Genomic DNA, 17,597 nt, shown 5'->3' with positions numbered 1-17,597 from the left:
GAAGCATTAGCTTCCCTATTACTATTTTAATTCCAATCTTCTAGTTAAGAAATATCTGATACTTATTATACTGCTGAATCTTATACAAAAGCTCTGCATTTATATTGATTTTCTTCTGTATTGATGATAACTCTAGCTCCGTTTCATCGTTAGGATTTTTAAGATAAAAACTTAACTTATGCTCTCCCTGATGAGAGAGTAAATCGTTTTGGAAGAATTCAATATCCGCTCTTCTAATATCAGTAATATCCGCCACAATGGATAGTGATTTTGCATATTTTTCAAAGGCATCTTTAAGGTCTATCACTTCATTTATATTCACAAAAACCCTACCGTCTTTGGAAATTACCATTTTTATCTTAATAATTACAAACCTTTGTAAAGCTAATTTTTCTCTAAGACGCATATAATCTCTATCGCCTAAACGGAAACCATACGACCCACTGTAATCTTCCAGAGTTAAAAATGCAATTTTTTCGCCACTATTTTTACCATCTCTTATGGTATATTCGGTAATTAGCCCTGCTACAGTATATTCTTTAGCCGCATCATTAATTTTCCTTAACTCTTTCCACGCCTCTTTTTCAGAGAATAAATTAGGATTGATGCTACTCGCTATACTATCTTTAAAGGCTTCTACTTCATCTAAATTTAAAAAATTAAAACTGCCTTTAGGTTCTACATTCTTAACTTCCTCCTCCATTATTTCACCATCTTCACCCTCTACTAAATCTAAGTCTACCGCTAAATCTGGTTCATCCTCCGTATCTTCTATTAAAACCGATTCTTTCGGGATAGATTGCAATTTTTCTAAGATTTCATCTTTTTGAGATAAAACCTCTTTTTTACTCAACTCACCTTGTATAAAGCGAAACTGATATTTATACTCATCTAAAGGGTGAGCTGATAAGTAGAACCCAATAATTTCTTTCTCTTTATTAAGTTTATGCATATTCTGCCACTCCATAGCAGGTGCTATTTTAGGCTGTTCTATTTGTATTTCCTCTGCGAAATCCGCAAAAAGAGAGTTTTCTACCTCATTTTTACTTTCTTGGAAACTTTGTCCGTATCTAATGAGCTTTTCTATATTAGTCTTGCCTGAGTTATCAATATCAAAATATTGTGCTCTATGATAGATATCTACCTCATCAAACGCTCCTGCCATTACTAAACTCTCTACCACTCTTTTATTCACTTGTGATGGTGTTACTCTTTCAAAGAAGTCATAAATATTTTTAAATTTCCCTTTTGCCCTTTCTTGGCTAATCGCTTCACTAGGACCTTCACCAATACCCTTTATTGCTCCTAAACCAAACCTTATCTGTCCTTTATCATTCACCGAAAATTTATACTGACTTTCATTAACATCTGGCCCTAAAACATCTACACCCATAGCTCTACAATCTTCCATAAACATCGTGATTTGTGCCGTGTTGTTAATGTTATTACTCATTACGCTAGCCATATACTCGGCTGGATAATTTGCTTTTAGAAACGCCGTTTGATAAGCAATAAGTGCATAACAAGTAGAATGAGATTTGTTAAATGCATATTCAGCAAATGCCTTCCAGTCGTTCCAAATTTTATTGAGTTTTTCTTCGTCTAGATTATTCTTTTTACCACCTTCTATAAATTTAGGATACATCTTATTAAGAACATCTATCTGCTTTTTCCCCATAGCCTTTCTCAAAGTATCTGCTTCACCTTTAGTAAAGTTTGCCAATTTTTGAGACAAAAGCATTACCTGCTCCTGATAAACGGTAATCCCATAAGTTTCTTTAAGGTATTCTTCGGTCTCTGGAAGGTCATAAATAATTTCTTCAACACCGTGTTTACGATTGATGAAATTAGGAATATACTTAATAGGACCTGGACGATACAAAGCATTCATCGCAATTAAATCCGCAAAAACGGTAGGCTTTAATTCCCTCATATATTTCTGCATACCAGGACTTTCATATTGAAAAATCCCTATGGTTCTTCCCTCTTTAAAAAGTTGATAAGTCTTAGCATCATCTAAAGAAATTTCATCTGGATTGATGTCTATACCATGCCTTTCTTTTACGAGTTTAAGAGCATCTTTAATGATAGTTAAAGTTCTCAGCCCTAAAAAGTCCATTTTTAAAAGCCCCGCACTTTCTGCCACCGAGTTATCAAACTGAGAGACCAAAATATCAGCATCTTTAGCCGCTATCGAGATAGGTACCAAATTAGAAATATCTTCAGGTGTAATAATCACCCCACAGGCGTGGATTCCCGTATTTCTAATACAACCTTCCATTTTTTTCGCCGAATCCAACACAGGGAAACGCTGGTCGTTAGGATTGTCTAAAACCGCCTTCATCTCATCAACCAAAACTTTATCTTCATCTTTAAGTTTATCGTATTTAGATAAAGCCTTAGCAATGTTCATTCCTGGTACAGAAGGCACAAGTTTCGCAATATTATTAGTTTCTGGAATAGGAACATCTAGCACCCTACCCGCATCTTTAATCGCCGACTTTCCACCCAAAACAGAGTAGGTAATAATCTGTGCTACATTAGATTTACCGTATTTATCAATAACCCATTTAATGATTCTATCCCTTCCTTCATCATCAAAATCAATATCAATATCGGGCATTGAAATTCTTTCAGGGTTTAGAAAACGCTCAAAAAGGAGGTCGTATTTTATAGGGTCTACATTGGTAATCCCAATACAATAAGCCACCGCCGAACCTGCCGCCGAACCTCTACCAGGACCTACCCATACCCCCATCTTTCTCGCTTCGTTACAAAAATCTTGAACAATCAAGAAATACCCAGGGTAGCCTGTATTAGCAATAATTTCTAGCTCAAAATCTAACCTTTCTCTTATGTCATCAGTAATTTCTTCATAACGCTTCTTAGCACCTTCATAGGTAAGATGTCGCAGATAGGCATTTTCTCCCCTTTTACCACCGTCTTTCAAATCTTCCTCAGATTGAAACTCCTTTGGAATATCAAACTTAGGCAATAAGACATCTCTCTTTAGAGTATAAGGTTCAAATTTTGATAACAATTCTGTATAAGCCTCAAAAGCGTCTGGATACTGCCTAAAGCACTGCTTGAGTTCCTCCGCATCTTTGATATAAAACTCTTGCGACCTTAATCCTTTCCTCTTACCAAAGCCTTTTCCTATTGGCGTAGATAGCTTTTCGCCATCTTTGATACAACTTACAATATCTTGAATATTAGCATCAGATTTATCAGTATAAAAAGTTTCATTTTGGGCTAAAATTTTCACATCGTATCTATCTGCAAAATCTAGCAAAACCTCATTCAAATGCTCCTCTTCTTGCAAACCGTGATTTTGAAGCTGGACATAAAAATCAGCACCAAAAGTTTCTTTCCACCACTTAAATCGCTCTTCTCCTTTTTGCTCACCAAAATTCAAAATAGCATCTGGAATATCTCCATAAATACCCGATGTTACCGCAATAACATCTTCTTTGTACTGTGCCACCATCTCCCTAGACACCCTAGGCACACCAAAATAAAAACCATTAACATATCCTAAACTGGACAACTTCGCTAAGTTTTTATAACCATTGAAGTTTTTAGCGAGAAGCACAACATTAGTTCTTCTATCGGGGTCGTCTTTGGTAAACTGTTTTTGCTCTGGGCGGTCAGAAATATAGAATTCGCAGCCCAATACAGCCATAAGCTCTTTAGAATCTGGAGCATTTTCATTGAAATCTGCACCCTCTTCTTCCGCTTTTTGTTTATTAGTTAAATATTCTTGACGGGCTTTTTTAACGCCAGAATTGTATTTTTCTACATCAGAAACAAATTTGAAAGCACCCATCATATTGCCTAAATCTACCATACCAACAGCAGGGAACTGATTACTTTTAGCCTTAGCAATCAAATCTCCTATAGAAGTGGTAGATTGCAAAGATGAAAAGATACTATGATTATGGAAATTGAAATAATCACCGAGTTCAATCTCACTAATATCGCCAAAATCGGTTCTTTTTTTCTTTTTATTAAAGTCCTCTACTTGCCTCCTGATAACAATCGCAAACGGACGAATAGGACTCGGGTGGTTTTCTTGATAAACCTTAAGTTGCTCTTCCGAAATTTTAAGCGTTTCCGCAGGAATAATCCCAACACGCATCATTTCAAAAAAGACTTGTGCCGTAGCATTTACATCGGCAGCAGCATTGTGAGCTTCATCAAATTTTTCACCATAGAGTTTTTCGTAAAGCTCTTCCAATTTAGGCGGTTTATACTTCCCGTTCCTACCTCCTCCAAGCTGACAGTAGTCTGTCCCAAGTGCCATAGTATCGGCAGATGGAATTTTTTCTAACACATTCTCTATGGACTTTCTATAAAATTCCGCCCCCACAATATTATAATCAAACTCAATATTGTGTCCAGCGACTATCTTTGTTTTTTTAAGAACCTCTTTAAATTCTTCTAAAACTTCCACCAAATCTCGCCCCTGCTCGTGAGCCATTTTAGTAGAAATCCCGTGTATCCTAGTGGCATTGAACGGAATATCATACCCTTCGGGTTTGATGATATAATCTTGATTTTCCACTAAATTACCCTCTTCATCGTGCAACTGCCAAGCAATCTGCACCATTCTCGGCCAGTTATCCGAATCTGATAATGGAGCATTAAAATTCTTTGGTAATCCCGTAGTTTCCGTGTCAAAAATAAGATACATACACCTTTGATTTTAGAGCGTAAAAATAGAGAAAATAAAATAAAAATAGAGTACAGAAATAGGTCTAAAAGGTATTTTAAAAACTAAAAAGACACTACTGCAAATACTTGTTGTGGGATACAAAAAAAAATACTAAATTTGCAATCTCATACATAATAATCATTAAATAATATTGGAATGTATTTAACTAAAGAAAAAAAGGCAGAAATCTTCGCAAAGCACGGAAAATCTGCACAGGACACAGGTAGTGCAGAAGGGCAAATCGCTCTTTTCACTTACAGAATTAACCACCTATCTCAGCACTTAAAGTCTAATCACAAAGACTTCGCTACTGAAAAATCACTTGTTAAGATGGTAGGTAAAAGAAAGAGATTATTAGATTATCTTAAAAACAAAGATATCGAAAGATATAGAGCAATTATTGCTGAACTAGGATTAAGAAAATAATCAGTCCAAAAAGACATCAGAAGCAACTCTTATTTGAGTTGCTTTTGTTTTTAGTATAACTAAAGTTCTAAGAACTTGTAATATTAGTCTGTAAAAAAAGTATTAACTTTGCAAACAAGACAGTTAAAAGAATATTAACCATATCTGCCTAAAGAAGTAACGCAGATAAACATTGGAGATAACGCTCCAATACATTAACATTTTAATTTTTATGAATGCACCACAAGCAATCACCGAAACCATTCTGCTGAAAGACGGCAGAGAAATCACTATTGAAACAGGTAAATTAGCTAAACAAGCTGATGGAGCTGTAGTTGTAAAAATGGGAGGCACTATGCTACTAGCAACAGTAGTAGCCGCTAAGGAAGCTAATCCTGGCATAGATTTCTTGCCTCTTACTGTAGATTATAGAGAAAAATTTGGAGCTGCAGGAAGAATCCCTGGTAACTTTTTCAGAAGAGAAGCAAAACCTTCTGATGATGAAGTCCTCACAATGCGTCTAGTGGACAGAGTTATCAGACCATTATTCCCTAGCGATTTCCATGCGGAAGTTCAAGTAATGATTTCGCTTATCTCTTACGACGAAAAAGTAATGCCAGACTCATTAGCTGGTCTTGCTGCATCAGCCGCTATTGCGATTACAGATATTCCTTTCAACGGACCATTTTCAGAAGTTAGAGTCATCAAAAAAGACGGTATTCTTAGCATCAATCCTAGCTGGGAAACCCTACAAAGTGGCGTAGAACTAGATATTATGGTAGGAGCTACTAAAGACTCTATCGTAATGGTAGAAGGTGAGATGGACGAAATTACCGAGCAGGAAATGCTAGAAGCTATTACTTTTGCTCATCAAGAAATTAAAACACAAGTAGAAGCTCAAGAAAGATTGGCTCAAAAAGTGGGTAAAGCATTCCCAAAAAGAGAATATTGCCACGAAACCCACGATGAAGAATTAAAAAAACAAATCTGGGATTATGCTTATCAAAAGTATTACGACATCGCTAAAAACCCTAGTGCAAAAGAAGAGAGAGGAGACAAATTTTCAGCAGTAGTAGAGGAATTTTTAGCACAATATACAGAAGAAGAATTAGAAGAAAAAGGTGCTTTAGCTAAAGTTTACTTCCACGATGTACAAAAAGAAGCCGTACGCCAACTTATCTTGAACGAAAACATCCGTTTAGACGGAAGAAATAATCAACAAATTCGTCCTATTTGGAGTGAAGTAGATTACCTTCCTGCCGCACACGGTTCTTCCGTATTTACTAGAGGCGAAACTCAATCGCTTACTACGGTTACTTTAGGTTCTCTTATGGACGCTAACAGAATTGACAGCGTTATCACTCAACACGACGAAAGATTTTATCTACACTATAACTTCCCTCCATTCTCAACAGGGGAAGCTAGACCACTTAGAGGTACTTCTAGAAGAGAAGTTGGACACGGTAACTTAGCTCAAAGAGCTTTAAAAGTGATGATTCCAGAAGAAACACCATATACTATTCGTATTGTTTCGGACATTTTAGAATCTAATGGTTCATCTTCTATGGCTACAGTATGTGCTGGTACACTGGCTCTTATGGACGCAGGTATCCCGATGAGAAAACCTGTTTCTGGTATCGCTATGGGGCTTATTACCGATAAAGAGTCTGGAAAATGGACGGTACTATCTGACATCTTGGGCGACGAAGACCATCTAGGAGATATGGACTTTAAAGTAACTGGTACAGAAAACGGTATCACAGCTTGTCAAATGGACATTAAAATCCAAGGGCTTACAATGGATATTATGGAACAGGCTCTAATGCAGGCTAAAAACGGAAGACTTCACATTCTTGGGGAAATGCTTAAAACAATTTCTGAACCTAGAGCAGATGTTAAGCCTCACGCACCTAAGATGGTAATGATGGAAATCCCTAAAGACTTCATTGGTGCTGTAATAGGACCTGGTGGTAAGGTAATCCAGCAAATGCAAAAAGAAACAGGCACTGTAATTACCATAGAGGAAAAGGGTGAAATAGGCTACATAGAAATATCTGGAACTGATAGAGAAAAGATAAATGCAGCTATCGCTCAAATCAACGAAATCACTTTCATTCCAATAGTTGGAGAAGTTTACCAGGGTAAAGTAGTAAAAGTGATGGACTTTGGTGCTTTCGTTCAGCTAGCTAAAGGTACAGAGGGACTTTTACACATTTCGGAGATTGATTGGAAGAGAACCGACAAAGTACCTTACAAAGAAGGAGATGTGGTAGAAGTGAAATTTATGGGATACGATGACCGTAAGAAAATGAAACTTTCTAGAAAAGTACTTCTTCCTAAACCTCCAAGAGAAGAGAAATCTAAATAAAAATACATCTAAATAAACGGTTGCCTTAGGCAGCCGTTTTTCGTTTTAAAAAGGCTAATCTACGAGTATTTTAGTAGCATAAATTAAGAAACTCTAATTCTATAAGTGTATATTTGCATTAAAAATTAGAGCGAATGTTTTCAAAAATTATTGTTCATAAAGTAGGAAATAAAATCAATCAGGAAAATCTGTTTTTATCTTCGCAGTGTTTGGAGCTAGAAGATGATATGAAAGAACAATTAGAAGAGTTTTTTTTAAAGGCTTTTAAATCCGAAGAGCAATTTCAGTTTTATAGTGATACTTATCTTTCTAACAACCCTATATACAGTTCTATTTCGGAAATTTTTGAAGACCCTGCAAAATTTCAGTGGGAATCCGAAAATATAGCAAAACACCTCTACGAAATTACTGAAAACCCTCGTGTGCAAAATGGTGAACTCTTTATTGTTTATTTTGAAGGCGAAGAAACAGATGCAGGAAAAATAGATTCCATAGGGATTTTTAAAACAGAAAGAAAAGAGCCTTTCCTTAAAATAAATGCTAACGAAGACGATGACTACCTCATTGAAAAAGACTACGGTATCGGACTTTCTAAACTAGACAAAGGAGCCATTATCTACAACAATAATAAAGAATTAGGCTATGTAGTTTCTGTAGTGGATAACAACAAAAATGGAGATTTGTACTATTGGTTTGAAGATTTTTTAAAGGTAAGACAAAGAGAAGACGACTATTTTCACACGCAAGAAACGCTTTCCGTCTACAAAGATTACATTACCAAACAACTGCCTCAAGAGTTTGAAGTAACTAAAGCAGACCAAGCCGATTTCCTTAACAAATCCATCAATTTCTTTAAAGAAAAGGAGCAATTTGATTTTGAAGAATTTAGTCAAGAAGTGTTGCAAGACGAAAACATTGTGGAGAGTTTCATCAACTTTAAAACCGACTATGAGCAAGACACCCAAATGTCTATTTCCGAAGCTTTCCCTATCAATCCTACTGCTGTAAAGAAACAGCAAAGACACTTTAAAAGTGTGATAAAGCTGGATAAAAACTTCCATATCTATGTACACGGCGACCGTAAAATGATAGAAACAGGGCAAGATGAAAAAGGAAAATTCTACCGCCTTTACTTTGAGGAAGAACAATAAGCCTCTTTATTTTTTGGCTATAAAAACTAATAGTTGTAAATTTGGAAACATCAAAAAGAACAATTTATAAATCAAAAATAAAAATATTATGAAAGTTACCGTAGTAGGAGCAGGAGCTGTAGGAGCTAGCTGTGCTGAGTATATCGCAATGAAAAACTTCTGTTCAGAAGTTGTATTAGTGGACATCAAAGAAGGTTTTGCAGAGGGTAAAGCAATGGATTTGATGCAGACCGCATCACTTAATGGTTTTGATACTAAAATTACAGGCTCTACTTCTGATTATTCTAAAACAGCAGGGTCTCAAGTGGCTGTAATCACTTCTGGTATTCCTAGAAAACCAGGTATGACGAGAGAGGAGCTTATCGGCATCAATGCTGGTATTGTTAAAGAAGTTACAGAAAACTTAATTAAGCACTCTCCTAATGTAATTATTATCGTAGTATCTAACCCTATGGATACTATGGCTTACCTTGTTCACAAAACTTCTGGTCTTCCTAAAGAGAGAATCATCGGTATGGGTGGTGCTTTAGATAGTGCTAGATTCAAATACAGATTAGCAGAAGCCCTAGAATGCCCTATCTCTGATGTAGACGGTATGGTTATCGCAGCTCACTCTGACACAGGTATGCTTCCTCTAATAAGTAAAGCGACAAGAAACGGAGTATCTGTTTCTGAATTCTTAAACGAAGAAAAACAAAACTATGTAGTAGAAGAAACTAAAGTAGGTGGGGCTACCCTTACTAAATTATTAGGAACTTCTGCTTGGTATGCACCAGGAGCGGCAGTATCTACTATTGTTCAAGCTATCGCTTGCGACCAGAAAAAAATGATTCCGTGTTCTGTAATGCTTAACGGAGAATACGGACAAAATGACATCTGCCTAGGTGTACCTGTAATTATTGGTAAAAATGGGGTTGAAAAAATCGTAGAAATATCTTTAACAGACGCTGAAAAAGAAAAATTCGCTACTGCGGCTAATGCAGTAAGAGAAATCAATGGTGATTTAAAATTCTAAATTCCATAATATAAATTTTCTTGATATAAGGATTGAAGTTCTAGTAATTTCAATCCTTATATTTTTTGTATGAGTAGGTATTTTAGCGTAATTTTGAGGCAGAATAGATTACACAATGCCTCTCCTACCCGAACATATCACTAAACTACTCTATGATACACTTGCCCATTTTTGGGGCTATCAAGAGTTTAGAGAACCACAGGAAGAAATTATCAGCTCTATCATTATGGGGCAGGATACTTTTGCTCTCTTGCCTACAGGAGGCGGAAAATCTTTGTGTTATCAGCTCCCTGCATTAGTTTTAGAAGGTACTTGCATTGTGGTTTCTCCACTTTTGGCTCTAATGAAAGACCAAGTATATCAACTAAAAAATAAAGGGATAGAAGCCGAATATTTGAGTTCAGAGTTAGACGAAGTTCAAGCAGAGCAAATCTATTCACTTTGTATTGAAGGAACTACCAAAATACTATTTGTATCTCCCGAAAGGCTTACCAACAGTCTTTTTCTTCAAAAAATAGAAGAAATTAAAGTGTCTTTTTTAGCGGTGGACGAAGCCCATTGTATCTCCGAGTGGGGACAAGACTTTCGCCCAAGCTACCAAAACATCTATAAATTTAGAAAAGACCGACTGAAAGATTTGCCCGTTTTAGCTCTTACGGCTACGGCTACTCCGAAGGTATTGGAGGATATTAAATCTAAACTCAATCTGAAAACACCACAAATTTTCCAAAAGAGTTTTGAACGGACGAATATTAAAATACACACAGAAGAATGTTCCGATAAGTATTCTAGAATTTTAAACTTGGTGAAAAACCACCCTTATTCGGGAATTATATACGCCTCTACGAGAAAGGAAACCCAACAACTTACCGAGTTCCTGCAACATAATGGAATTCCTAATATTGATTTTTACCACGCTGGACTGCCTCTTAAAGAAAAACACCAAAAACAGAATCAGTGGTTACATTCTAACAATGGAGTTCTAGTGGCTACCAACGCTTTTGGTATGGGCATAGACAAAGATGATGTACGATATGTGATACACCTCTCTCCGCCTAGTTCGGTAGAAAACTATTACCAAGAAATTGGGAGAGGAGGTAGAGATGGCGAGCCTGCCTTCGCTTATTTGTTATGGAACAAGTATGAACTTTCTAATTCTGACGAAACCCTTAAACAACAAATCCCCAACAAAGAGAGTTTTAAAAAGGCTATATCTTACCTCTATTCTTTATTTCAGATAGCTGATTTTGAACTTCCTGAACAGGCTTTTCAATTTGACATTAGACAATGGCAACGGGTTACCAAAACACCTTTAGCCTCTCTTAAAAATATTTTGAGTTTTCTGCATAATCAGGAAATTATCTATTATAACAACCTCAAATCTAAATCTAGCATAGAGTTAAATATAGAAGTAGAGGACTTTGAAAGCCTAGCTCCACAAGACGCCTATTTTATAGAAGTACTGTTAAGACATCTATCTGGATTTTCGCATCATAAAGTTAGCTTTAGAGAAGAGCATTTAGCTCATAAAATCAACACCAACCCTACCGAGCTAAAACAACGCCTCCTAGAACTTGCCAATAAAGGCTACATTAACTATATAGATGGAGCTTTAGCTAGTATTAAATTTCTTATTCCTAGAGATAATGCAAGTTTTGGTGGTAAATGGTGGCACCTTTTTCTGGAAATACAAAAAAACAAAGTTCAGAAATGGGAAGAAATGAAGTTTTTCATTCAATCCGAAAAGTATTGCAAAATGAAAATGATATTGTCTTATTTCGGAGAGAAAAAGGCTCAAAATTGTGGACAATGTTCAGTTTGTTTGTCCCGTAAAACCTCGCTGTCTTCCGCCCATAACCCTATACTTAAAGTTTTAGCAGTAAAACCTTGTACTTTAGAAGATCTCTCGGCACAGATACCTCATCTATCGAGAGAAAAGCTATTAGAACAAGTGATTCTTCTGCTAGACACCGATAAAATTAAAATGCTTAACTATAAAACTTATACAATAAACTCATGACAAAACCTTTAAAAGTAGTATTCTTCGGAACGCCAGATTTTGCTAAACACAGCTTAGAAGCCATACATCACTCTCAACATCAAGTAGTAGGTGTAGTTACAGTAGCCGATAAAGCCAGCGGAAGAGGTCAAAAAATAACAGCTTCGCCTGTTAAAGAATATGCACTAGAGCAAGGTCTGCCCATCTATCAGCCAGAAAAACTTAGAAATCCTGATTTTCTAGAAGCAATGAAGCAACTAGAAGCCGATGTTTTCGTAGTGGTGGCGTTCCGTATGATGCCGAAAGTTTTGTTTGAAATTCCTCGTTTGGGTACTTTTAACCTTCACGCTTCATTATTGCCTGATTACAGAGGTGCAGCTCCTATCAATTTCGCTATTATCAATGGAGAAACCACCACAGGTGTTACTACTTTTTTCATCAACGAAAAAATAGATGAGGGTAACATTCTCCTGCAAAAAGAACTAAGTATTGCTCCTGATGAAGACGCAGGAAGCCTACACGACAGACTTATGACCATAGGTGGCGAACTCATTGTAGAAACCCTAGACGGCTTATCTGCTAATAGTATTACAGAGCAACCTCAACCCATTGTAGCCGAACCTAAAAATGCTTTCAAAATCTTTAAAGAAGACACCAGAATCAATTGGAACGACACAGGAGTGAATCTGCATAACTTTGTACGAGGTCTATCTCCCTACCCTACTGCTTTTACCAACATCAAAATTGGAGAAGAAGAAAAATCGCTTAAAATTTACAAAGGTTACTTTCAACCATCTGAACATTCTCACCAAGCCGGAGAGATTGAAATAACCAAAAATAGTTTTAAAATCTATACTAAAGACGGTATCTATTTCCCTGAAGAACTACAACTACAAGGTAAAAAGAGAATGCCGGTAAAAGATTTCCTCAACGGTTTTAGAGATTTTGATAACATTCGACTTGTTTAACAAACCTATACAAAGCATAAAAAACTGCCCTAAAATTTTCTTTTAGGGCACTTTAGTTTTATATTTTAGCTGGTAACACTTTGGTTTTTACTTCACCAAAACCTACTCTAATATGTTCTTTTTGGGCGAAACCTCTCATCGTGATGGTATCGCCGTCCTCTATAAATTTCCTTTCGCTACCGTCTGAAAGTATTAAAGGATTTTGCCCTCTCCAAGTAAGTTCTAGCATAGAGCCAAAACTACTCGGTTCTTTACCCGAAATAGTTCCCGAAGCATACATATCTCCCACCTCTACATTACAACCATTAACGGTATGATGTGCCAACTGCTGAGCCATATTCCAATACATATACTTGAAATTAGACTGGCAAATAAGGTTCTCCGCTCCATTTTCAGGAGATAGGTAAACTTCTAAAGCAATATCAAAATTTTTATCGCCTTCAAACTTTAGGTAAGGTAACACCTCTGGTTCTTGCTTAGGAGAGGTAGTTCTAAACGGTTCTAAAGCCTCTAACGTAACCACCCAAGGCGATATGGACGAACAGAAGTTTTTCCCTAAAAACGGACCTAGCGGCACATACTCCCAACTCTGAATATCCCTAGCCGACCAGTCATTAAACAGTACCATTCCGAAAATGGAGTCCTCCGCATCTTTGGTAGAAATACTTTCGCCCATCTCTGTATTCTTATTAACTATAAAAGCCATCTCTAGCTCAAAATCTAACTGTTTAGATGCTCCAAATATTGGTTGGTTGGCGTCCGCAGGTTTCATTTGCCCTTTTGGTCTATGAAAATCCACTCCCGAAGTTACAATAGATGAAGCCCTGCCGTGATACCCTACTGGAATATGTTTCCAATTAGGTAAAAGGGCATTTTCTGGGTCACGGAACATCTTTCCGACATTAGTAGCGTGTTCTATACTACTGTAAAAATCAGTATAGTTAGGGATATGCACTGGCATTAGCATTTCCACCTCGTCTAAATCATAAAAGCATTCTTCTATCACTTTTTCGTCTTTAGAAAGTTTAGAACCTTCTAAAAGTAATGCTTGTATTCTTTCTCTAACAACGGTAGTTACAGGTTTGCCTAGCTCTATAAAATCGTTTAGAGTATAGCCTTCAAAAACATTTTCGGTTAAGCCTTCTATATCGTCAAAGTAGCCATAATCGTAAAGTGAGGCTAGGTCTATTACCAAATCGCCTATTCTAGTAGCACAAGCAATATACTCGTGATTGAAAACCGCCACCCCAAACGGAATGTTATAAATGGAAAAATCGGACTGTTCGTTATAATTTACAAATGATTTCATAGTTTATTTTTTTACAGGTTGTTTTGTTATAGACTGTTCATCTATCCAGCGTTGTTTTGTGTTGATGTCTATTAGGTAGAGAATTTCTTTCTCTCTATTTAGCATCAGGGTTTTAGTAACCGCAATAGGTATCTTTTTTCCTTCTAATTTATCGGCTCTTATAGAAACAATGTTTTTCTTTCTAATAAAATCACCATCATACACTTTGGAAGAGGTTTTATTATCAGACTTGGCATCTAATAGTTCTATATAATTCACTTTATCATTGGTAAACACAATAAATTCTCGCTCTGTTCTGTCTTCAAAATCTTTTATGGAAACAAACTTTTTACCGTCTAGGTTTACTCCACTTAAATCTTGGTTAAAGCCTCTTCTTTCTTCTAAACGGTCTAAAATAGCGTTGAGTGTACCGAAATTCTGTGCTTTAATACCGAAAGAGGCAATAACAAAGCCTAATGCAATTATTTTTTTCATTATTTATATCATTTTAAAAAACACAGTACACAGATTAGTGTGTACTGTATTGATGTCTATTTTAGAGATTACCTCTTCTCGCTTGTTCTTTTTCTAAGGCTTCAAAAAGAGCTTTGAAATTACCTGCTCCAAAGCTCTGTGCTCCGTGTCTTTCAATAATCTCAAAGAAGAGTGTTGGGCGGTCTTCCACAGGTTTAGTAAATATTTGGAGAAGGTAGCCTTCCTCATCATGGTCTATTAAAATGCCTAGTTCTTGTAGTTTTTTAAGGTCTTCGTCTATATGCCCCACACGCTCTGGCACCATTTCGTAATAGGCATTTGGTGGTGCTGATAGAAACTCTACCCCTCTAGCTTTAAGTTCGGAAACGGTTTTTATAATATCTTTGGTAGCGACTGCAATATGTTGTACCCCTTCGCCTTCGTAGAAGTCTAGATATTCTTCCACTTGAGATTTCTTTTTACCCTCGGCTGGTTCGTTAATTGGGAATTTAGCATAGCCATTACCATTTGCCATTACTTTAGACATCAACGCCGAATACTCCGTATTGATTTGCGTGTCATCAAAGCTAAGAATATTAACAAAGCCTAGCACCTCTTCGTACCACTTAACTACTGGGAGCATTCTGTTCCAACCTACATTTCCCACACAGTGGTCTACATAAAGTAAACCTACATCTGAAGGGTTATAATCGCTTTCCCATTTTTCGTATCCTGGCATAAATGGACCTGTGTAGTTTTTTCTTTCCACGAACATATGCACCGTTTCCCCATAAGTGTAGATGCCCGACATTCTTACTTCTCCGAACTCATCGGTAAGTGTAACGGGTTCCAGATAAGGTTTACCGCCTCTTTTGGTGGTTTCTTCAAATGCAGCGTAGGCATCATCTACCCAAAGTGCCAATACTTTAACCCCATCGCCGTGTTTTTTTTGATGTTCACAGATAGGCGAGTTAGAGTTTAATCCAGAAGTTAAAACCAACCTGATTTTTCCTTGTTGTAAGACATAAGAAGCTCTATCTCTTACGCCCGTTTCTGGTCCAGCATAAGCTACGGACTGAAACCCAAACGCTGTTTTATAGAAGTGAGCCGCTTGTTTGGCATTACCTACATAAAGTTCTATGTAGTCTGTCCCATTGATGGGTAAAAAATTTTGTGCTTTCGCTATTTTTTCAGCAAATGTTAGTTCCGACATATTTTTTTACTTTTTAGATTTTTAATTTCAATGAGCCAAGATACAATTTTTTGGTTATTTGGGATAAATTTTACCTGCCGTTATTTATCCCAAATGCATCAAAGTATTTTTTTCCTTGCAGACCTTCTGAAAAAACCTCGCACAAGATTGCCAAAAACCTCGCACGATTTTACTAAAAACGGTGCGAGGTTTTTATAAACTTCTCGCACCGTTTTTAGCAAGACCTCACTAGGTTTTGCATAACGCCCCTCCAAAGACCGCTTAAAGCCATACTAAGCTAGCATCTCTATAAAAATAGCGTCTGCCAACCTTTGGTTGGCAGACGCTCCATCTAAAAACAGGGGCGTTCCTATTTGCTATACTTCTCGTATTTTGCTGTTAAGAGCATACCGCGTAAATCTTCCCCTGGGCGAAACTGAATTTTAGCACTCTTAATACTAGCGGCGGTAACTTTATTGGCTTCGTCTTCGCCGTTAGACGAAATACCAACTTGAAAAGAACCAAAATCCCCCAACCTTACTATTTTGCCATCGGACAAGTGTTTGGATAGTAGCTTGGTGAGGTCATTAAGCACCGCCAGCACATCGGTATCGCTTACAGTGGTGGAGCCTTGGGCGATTTCTTTGCTTAAAGCTTTGAAGGTAATTTCGCCATCTGCTTTGGCATTGGCATACCACTTTTTCTCATCTCTTTTAGAGGGGTTTACCCTTTCTATTACATTGTATTTAATAGGCATAATAACTATTTTTAAAAGTTAAACATTTTTTATGCATGAATTTTAGTTGGCTAATCTTTGATGCAACGCACACTAAAGCCATTTGCAGTGTGACCATATTGACCGCCCGCAATGCTAGATGCGCTATCCCAACTCATGGTGTTTGCTAACATATCAACAGATCCAGTGCTACCATAATAATCTTGCCCTGTTTTGCCAGTAAGATCACTTGACCACAGCCAACCGCGTTGCGCCACGTATCCAACTCCTCCATCACCTAGCCCTCGGAATCCTCCTACGGGTAAGCGCAGTTGGGATTCTTCCCACATCTTCGAACCAGAGTAGCTTGCCTCTCTTACTTTTTTATTCACAATGGCATCGTGCAGATCCATTTGTTCTTGATGTGTTGGCACATGGAATCCAGAAGGACAAGGATTAGTGGTATATATTCCCGTTGATAGCCACAAATCATTTGGAATATAGCTGCCTCTTCTCATACTCTTTGTCCATGATTTATCTTGATTTGTTCCAAGAATGAATTTATTATGCCCTGGATTTGTCCAAGAATAACCTAACGAACCCTGAATAGCTGGGTATTTAGGTATGCCATAATTAACACTAACCCAATTAATAAGTTCATGCCCATCAGGGTTACGCTGCCACTGGAATAAGGAACCGTACGCTCTCCAGTCTCTCTTTATTTGGTCAGCCGTAGGATTAGATAATTCTTGCCCTGTATTGTAATCCAATGCTCCCGCTTGACGCAACGGATTAAAATACGGAGAACCTATCCTCGCGTATTCTGCTCCAAGGTTGTTATTCAGCCAAGTTCTGCCGTCTGGACCTTGGATAGGAATGTAGATAAACTGGTGTTCTAATACCTTCTCTCCGTAGCCTACACAATCAAATGTTGTTTTACCAAAACAACGGTCTGGGATACCCCCAATACCTTTAAGCACTACACTATACTGCTGTCCGTTTAGTGTGTAAGGTATGGTGGCAATTTCGTACTCTTCCCCTGGAGGTAACATTTTTACGAGATACTCCCCATCGCCACCTACACTTATAGTGGCATCTAAAGTTCCATTCACGCCAAAATTTCCTGCTGGGATATTAAGTGTAAGCGTATTGGTATCATTACCTTGTCCTGCAGTGGTAGCTACCGCTTGAGAGGTTACCTCGTTATAAGACCCACTACCGTTAGTATAAGGTATTTTTACCACCAATTTATTCGTTCCATTATTTATCTTGCCTTGGATTTCCGTTTTTGGTGTGGTTCCGTCATAA

At 37.3% G+C, this 17,597-nt stretch carries 11 protein-coding genes and 1 pseudogene; 6 read left to right on the top strand and 6 right to left on the bottom strand.

What is annotated here, in order from left to right; genetic code table 11:
- Positions 1-40: 40 nt before the first annotated feature.
- Positions 41-4,693, bottom strand: coding sequence for a DNA polymerase III subunit alpha (dnaE, locus tag GXW81_RS06095; RefSeq protein WP_161531611.1), 4,653 nt, complete (start codon positions 4,691-4,693; stop codon positions 41-43).
- A gap of 177 nt (positions 4,694-4,870) precedes the next feature.
- On the opposite strand from dnaE, the gene rpsO reads away from it, so the two are divergent.
- The 6 genes from rpsO (at position 4,871) to fmt (ending at position 12,620) form a co-directional block, all read left to right on the top strand.
- Entirely contained in the window at positions 4,871-5,140 is a 270-nt protein-coding gene (gene rpsO, locus GXW81_RS06090) for a 30S ribosomal protein S15 (protein ID WP_004918697.1), read from the top strand.
- Positions 5,141-5,351: 211 nt separating this feature from the next.
- Positions 5,352-7,487, top strand: coding sequence for a polyribonucleotide nucleotidyltransferase (locus tag GXW81_RS06085; RefSeq protein ID WP_161531610.1), 2,136 nt, complete (start codon positions 5,352-5,354; stop codon positions 7,485-7,487).
- A gap of 134 nt (positions 7,488-7,621) precedes the next feature.
- Positions 7,622-8,638: a nucleoid-associated protein gene (locus tag GXW81_RS06080; protein WP_161531609.1), complete on the top strand. Its 1,017-nt coding sequence runs from the start codon at positions 7,622-7,624 to the stop codon at positions 8,636-8,638.
- An 88-nt stretch (positions 8,639-8,726) separates the two neighbouring features.
- A complete protein-coding gene (locus GXW81_RS06075) occupies positions 8,727-9,653 on the top strand; it encodes a malate dehydrogenase (RefSeq protein ID WP_064969596.1) in 927 nt (308 codons plus the stop codon).
- A gap of 115 nt (positions 9,654-9,768) precedes the next feature.
- Entirely contained in the window at positions 9,769-11,673 is a 1,905-nt protein-coding gene (locus tag GXW81_RS06070; RefSeq protein ID WP_161531608.1) for an ATP-dependent DNA helicase RecQ, read from the top strand.
- Positions 11,670-12,620, top strand: coding sequence for a methionyl-tRNA formyltransferase (gene fmt, locus GXW81_RS06065; RefSeq protein ID WP_161531607.1), 951 nt, complete (start codon positions 11,670-11,672; stop codon positions 12,618-12,620). Before GXW81_RS06070 ends, fmt begins: the two co-directional genes overlap by 4 nt.
- A 58-nt stretch (positions 12,621-12,678) precedes the next feature.
- Here the strand turns inward: fmt and fahA are convergent, their stop codons facing one another.
- From fahA to GXW81_RS06040, 5 genes and pseudogenes are all read right to left on the bottom strand, one after another.
- Positions 12,679-13,929, bottom strand: coding sequence for a fumarylacetoacetase (fahA, locus tag GXW81_RS06060; RefSeq protein WP_161531606.1), 1,251 nt, complete (start codon positions 13,927-13,929; stop codon positions 12,679-12,681).
- Positions 13,930-13,932: 3 nt separating this feature from the next.
- Complete coding sequence (locus tag GXW81_RS06055) at positions 13,933-14,403, bottom strand: hypothetical protein (protein WP_161531605.1); 471 nt, start codon at positions 14,401-14,403, stop codon at positions 13,933-13,935.
- A 61-nt stretch (positions 14,404-14,464) separates the two neighbouring features.
- Positions 14,465-15,595, bottom strand: coding sequence for a 4-hydroxyphenylpyruvate dioxygenase (gene hppD / locus GXW81_RS06050; RefSeq protein ID WP_161531604.1), 1,131 nt, complete (start codon positions 15,593-15,595; stop codon positions 14,465-14,467).
- A gap of 349 nt (positions 15,596-15,944) precedes the next feature.
- Positions 15,945-16,331: an HU family DNA-binding protein gene (locus tag GXW81_RS06045; RefSeq protein WP_153936827.1), complete on the bottom strand. Its 387-nt coding sequence runs from the start codon at positions 16,329-16,331 to the stop codon at positions 15,945-15,947.
- A gap of 50 nt (positions 16,332-16,381) precedes the next feature.
- Positions 16,382-17,597: pseudogene (locus GXW81_RS06040) on the bottom strand (FISUMP domain-containing protein); the annotation flags it as partial.

The sequence above is a fragment of the Riemerella anatipestifer genome, assembly GCF_009932355.1.
Classification (GTDB): Bacteria; Bacteroidota; Bacteroidia; order Flavobacteriales; family Weeksellaceae; genus Riemerella; species Riemerella anatipestifer_E.
The sequence above is the reverse complement of the archived record's forward strand: the minus strand, read 5'-3'. Positions and strand labels throughout refer to the sequence as shown.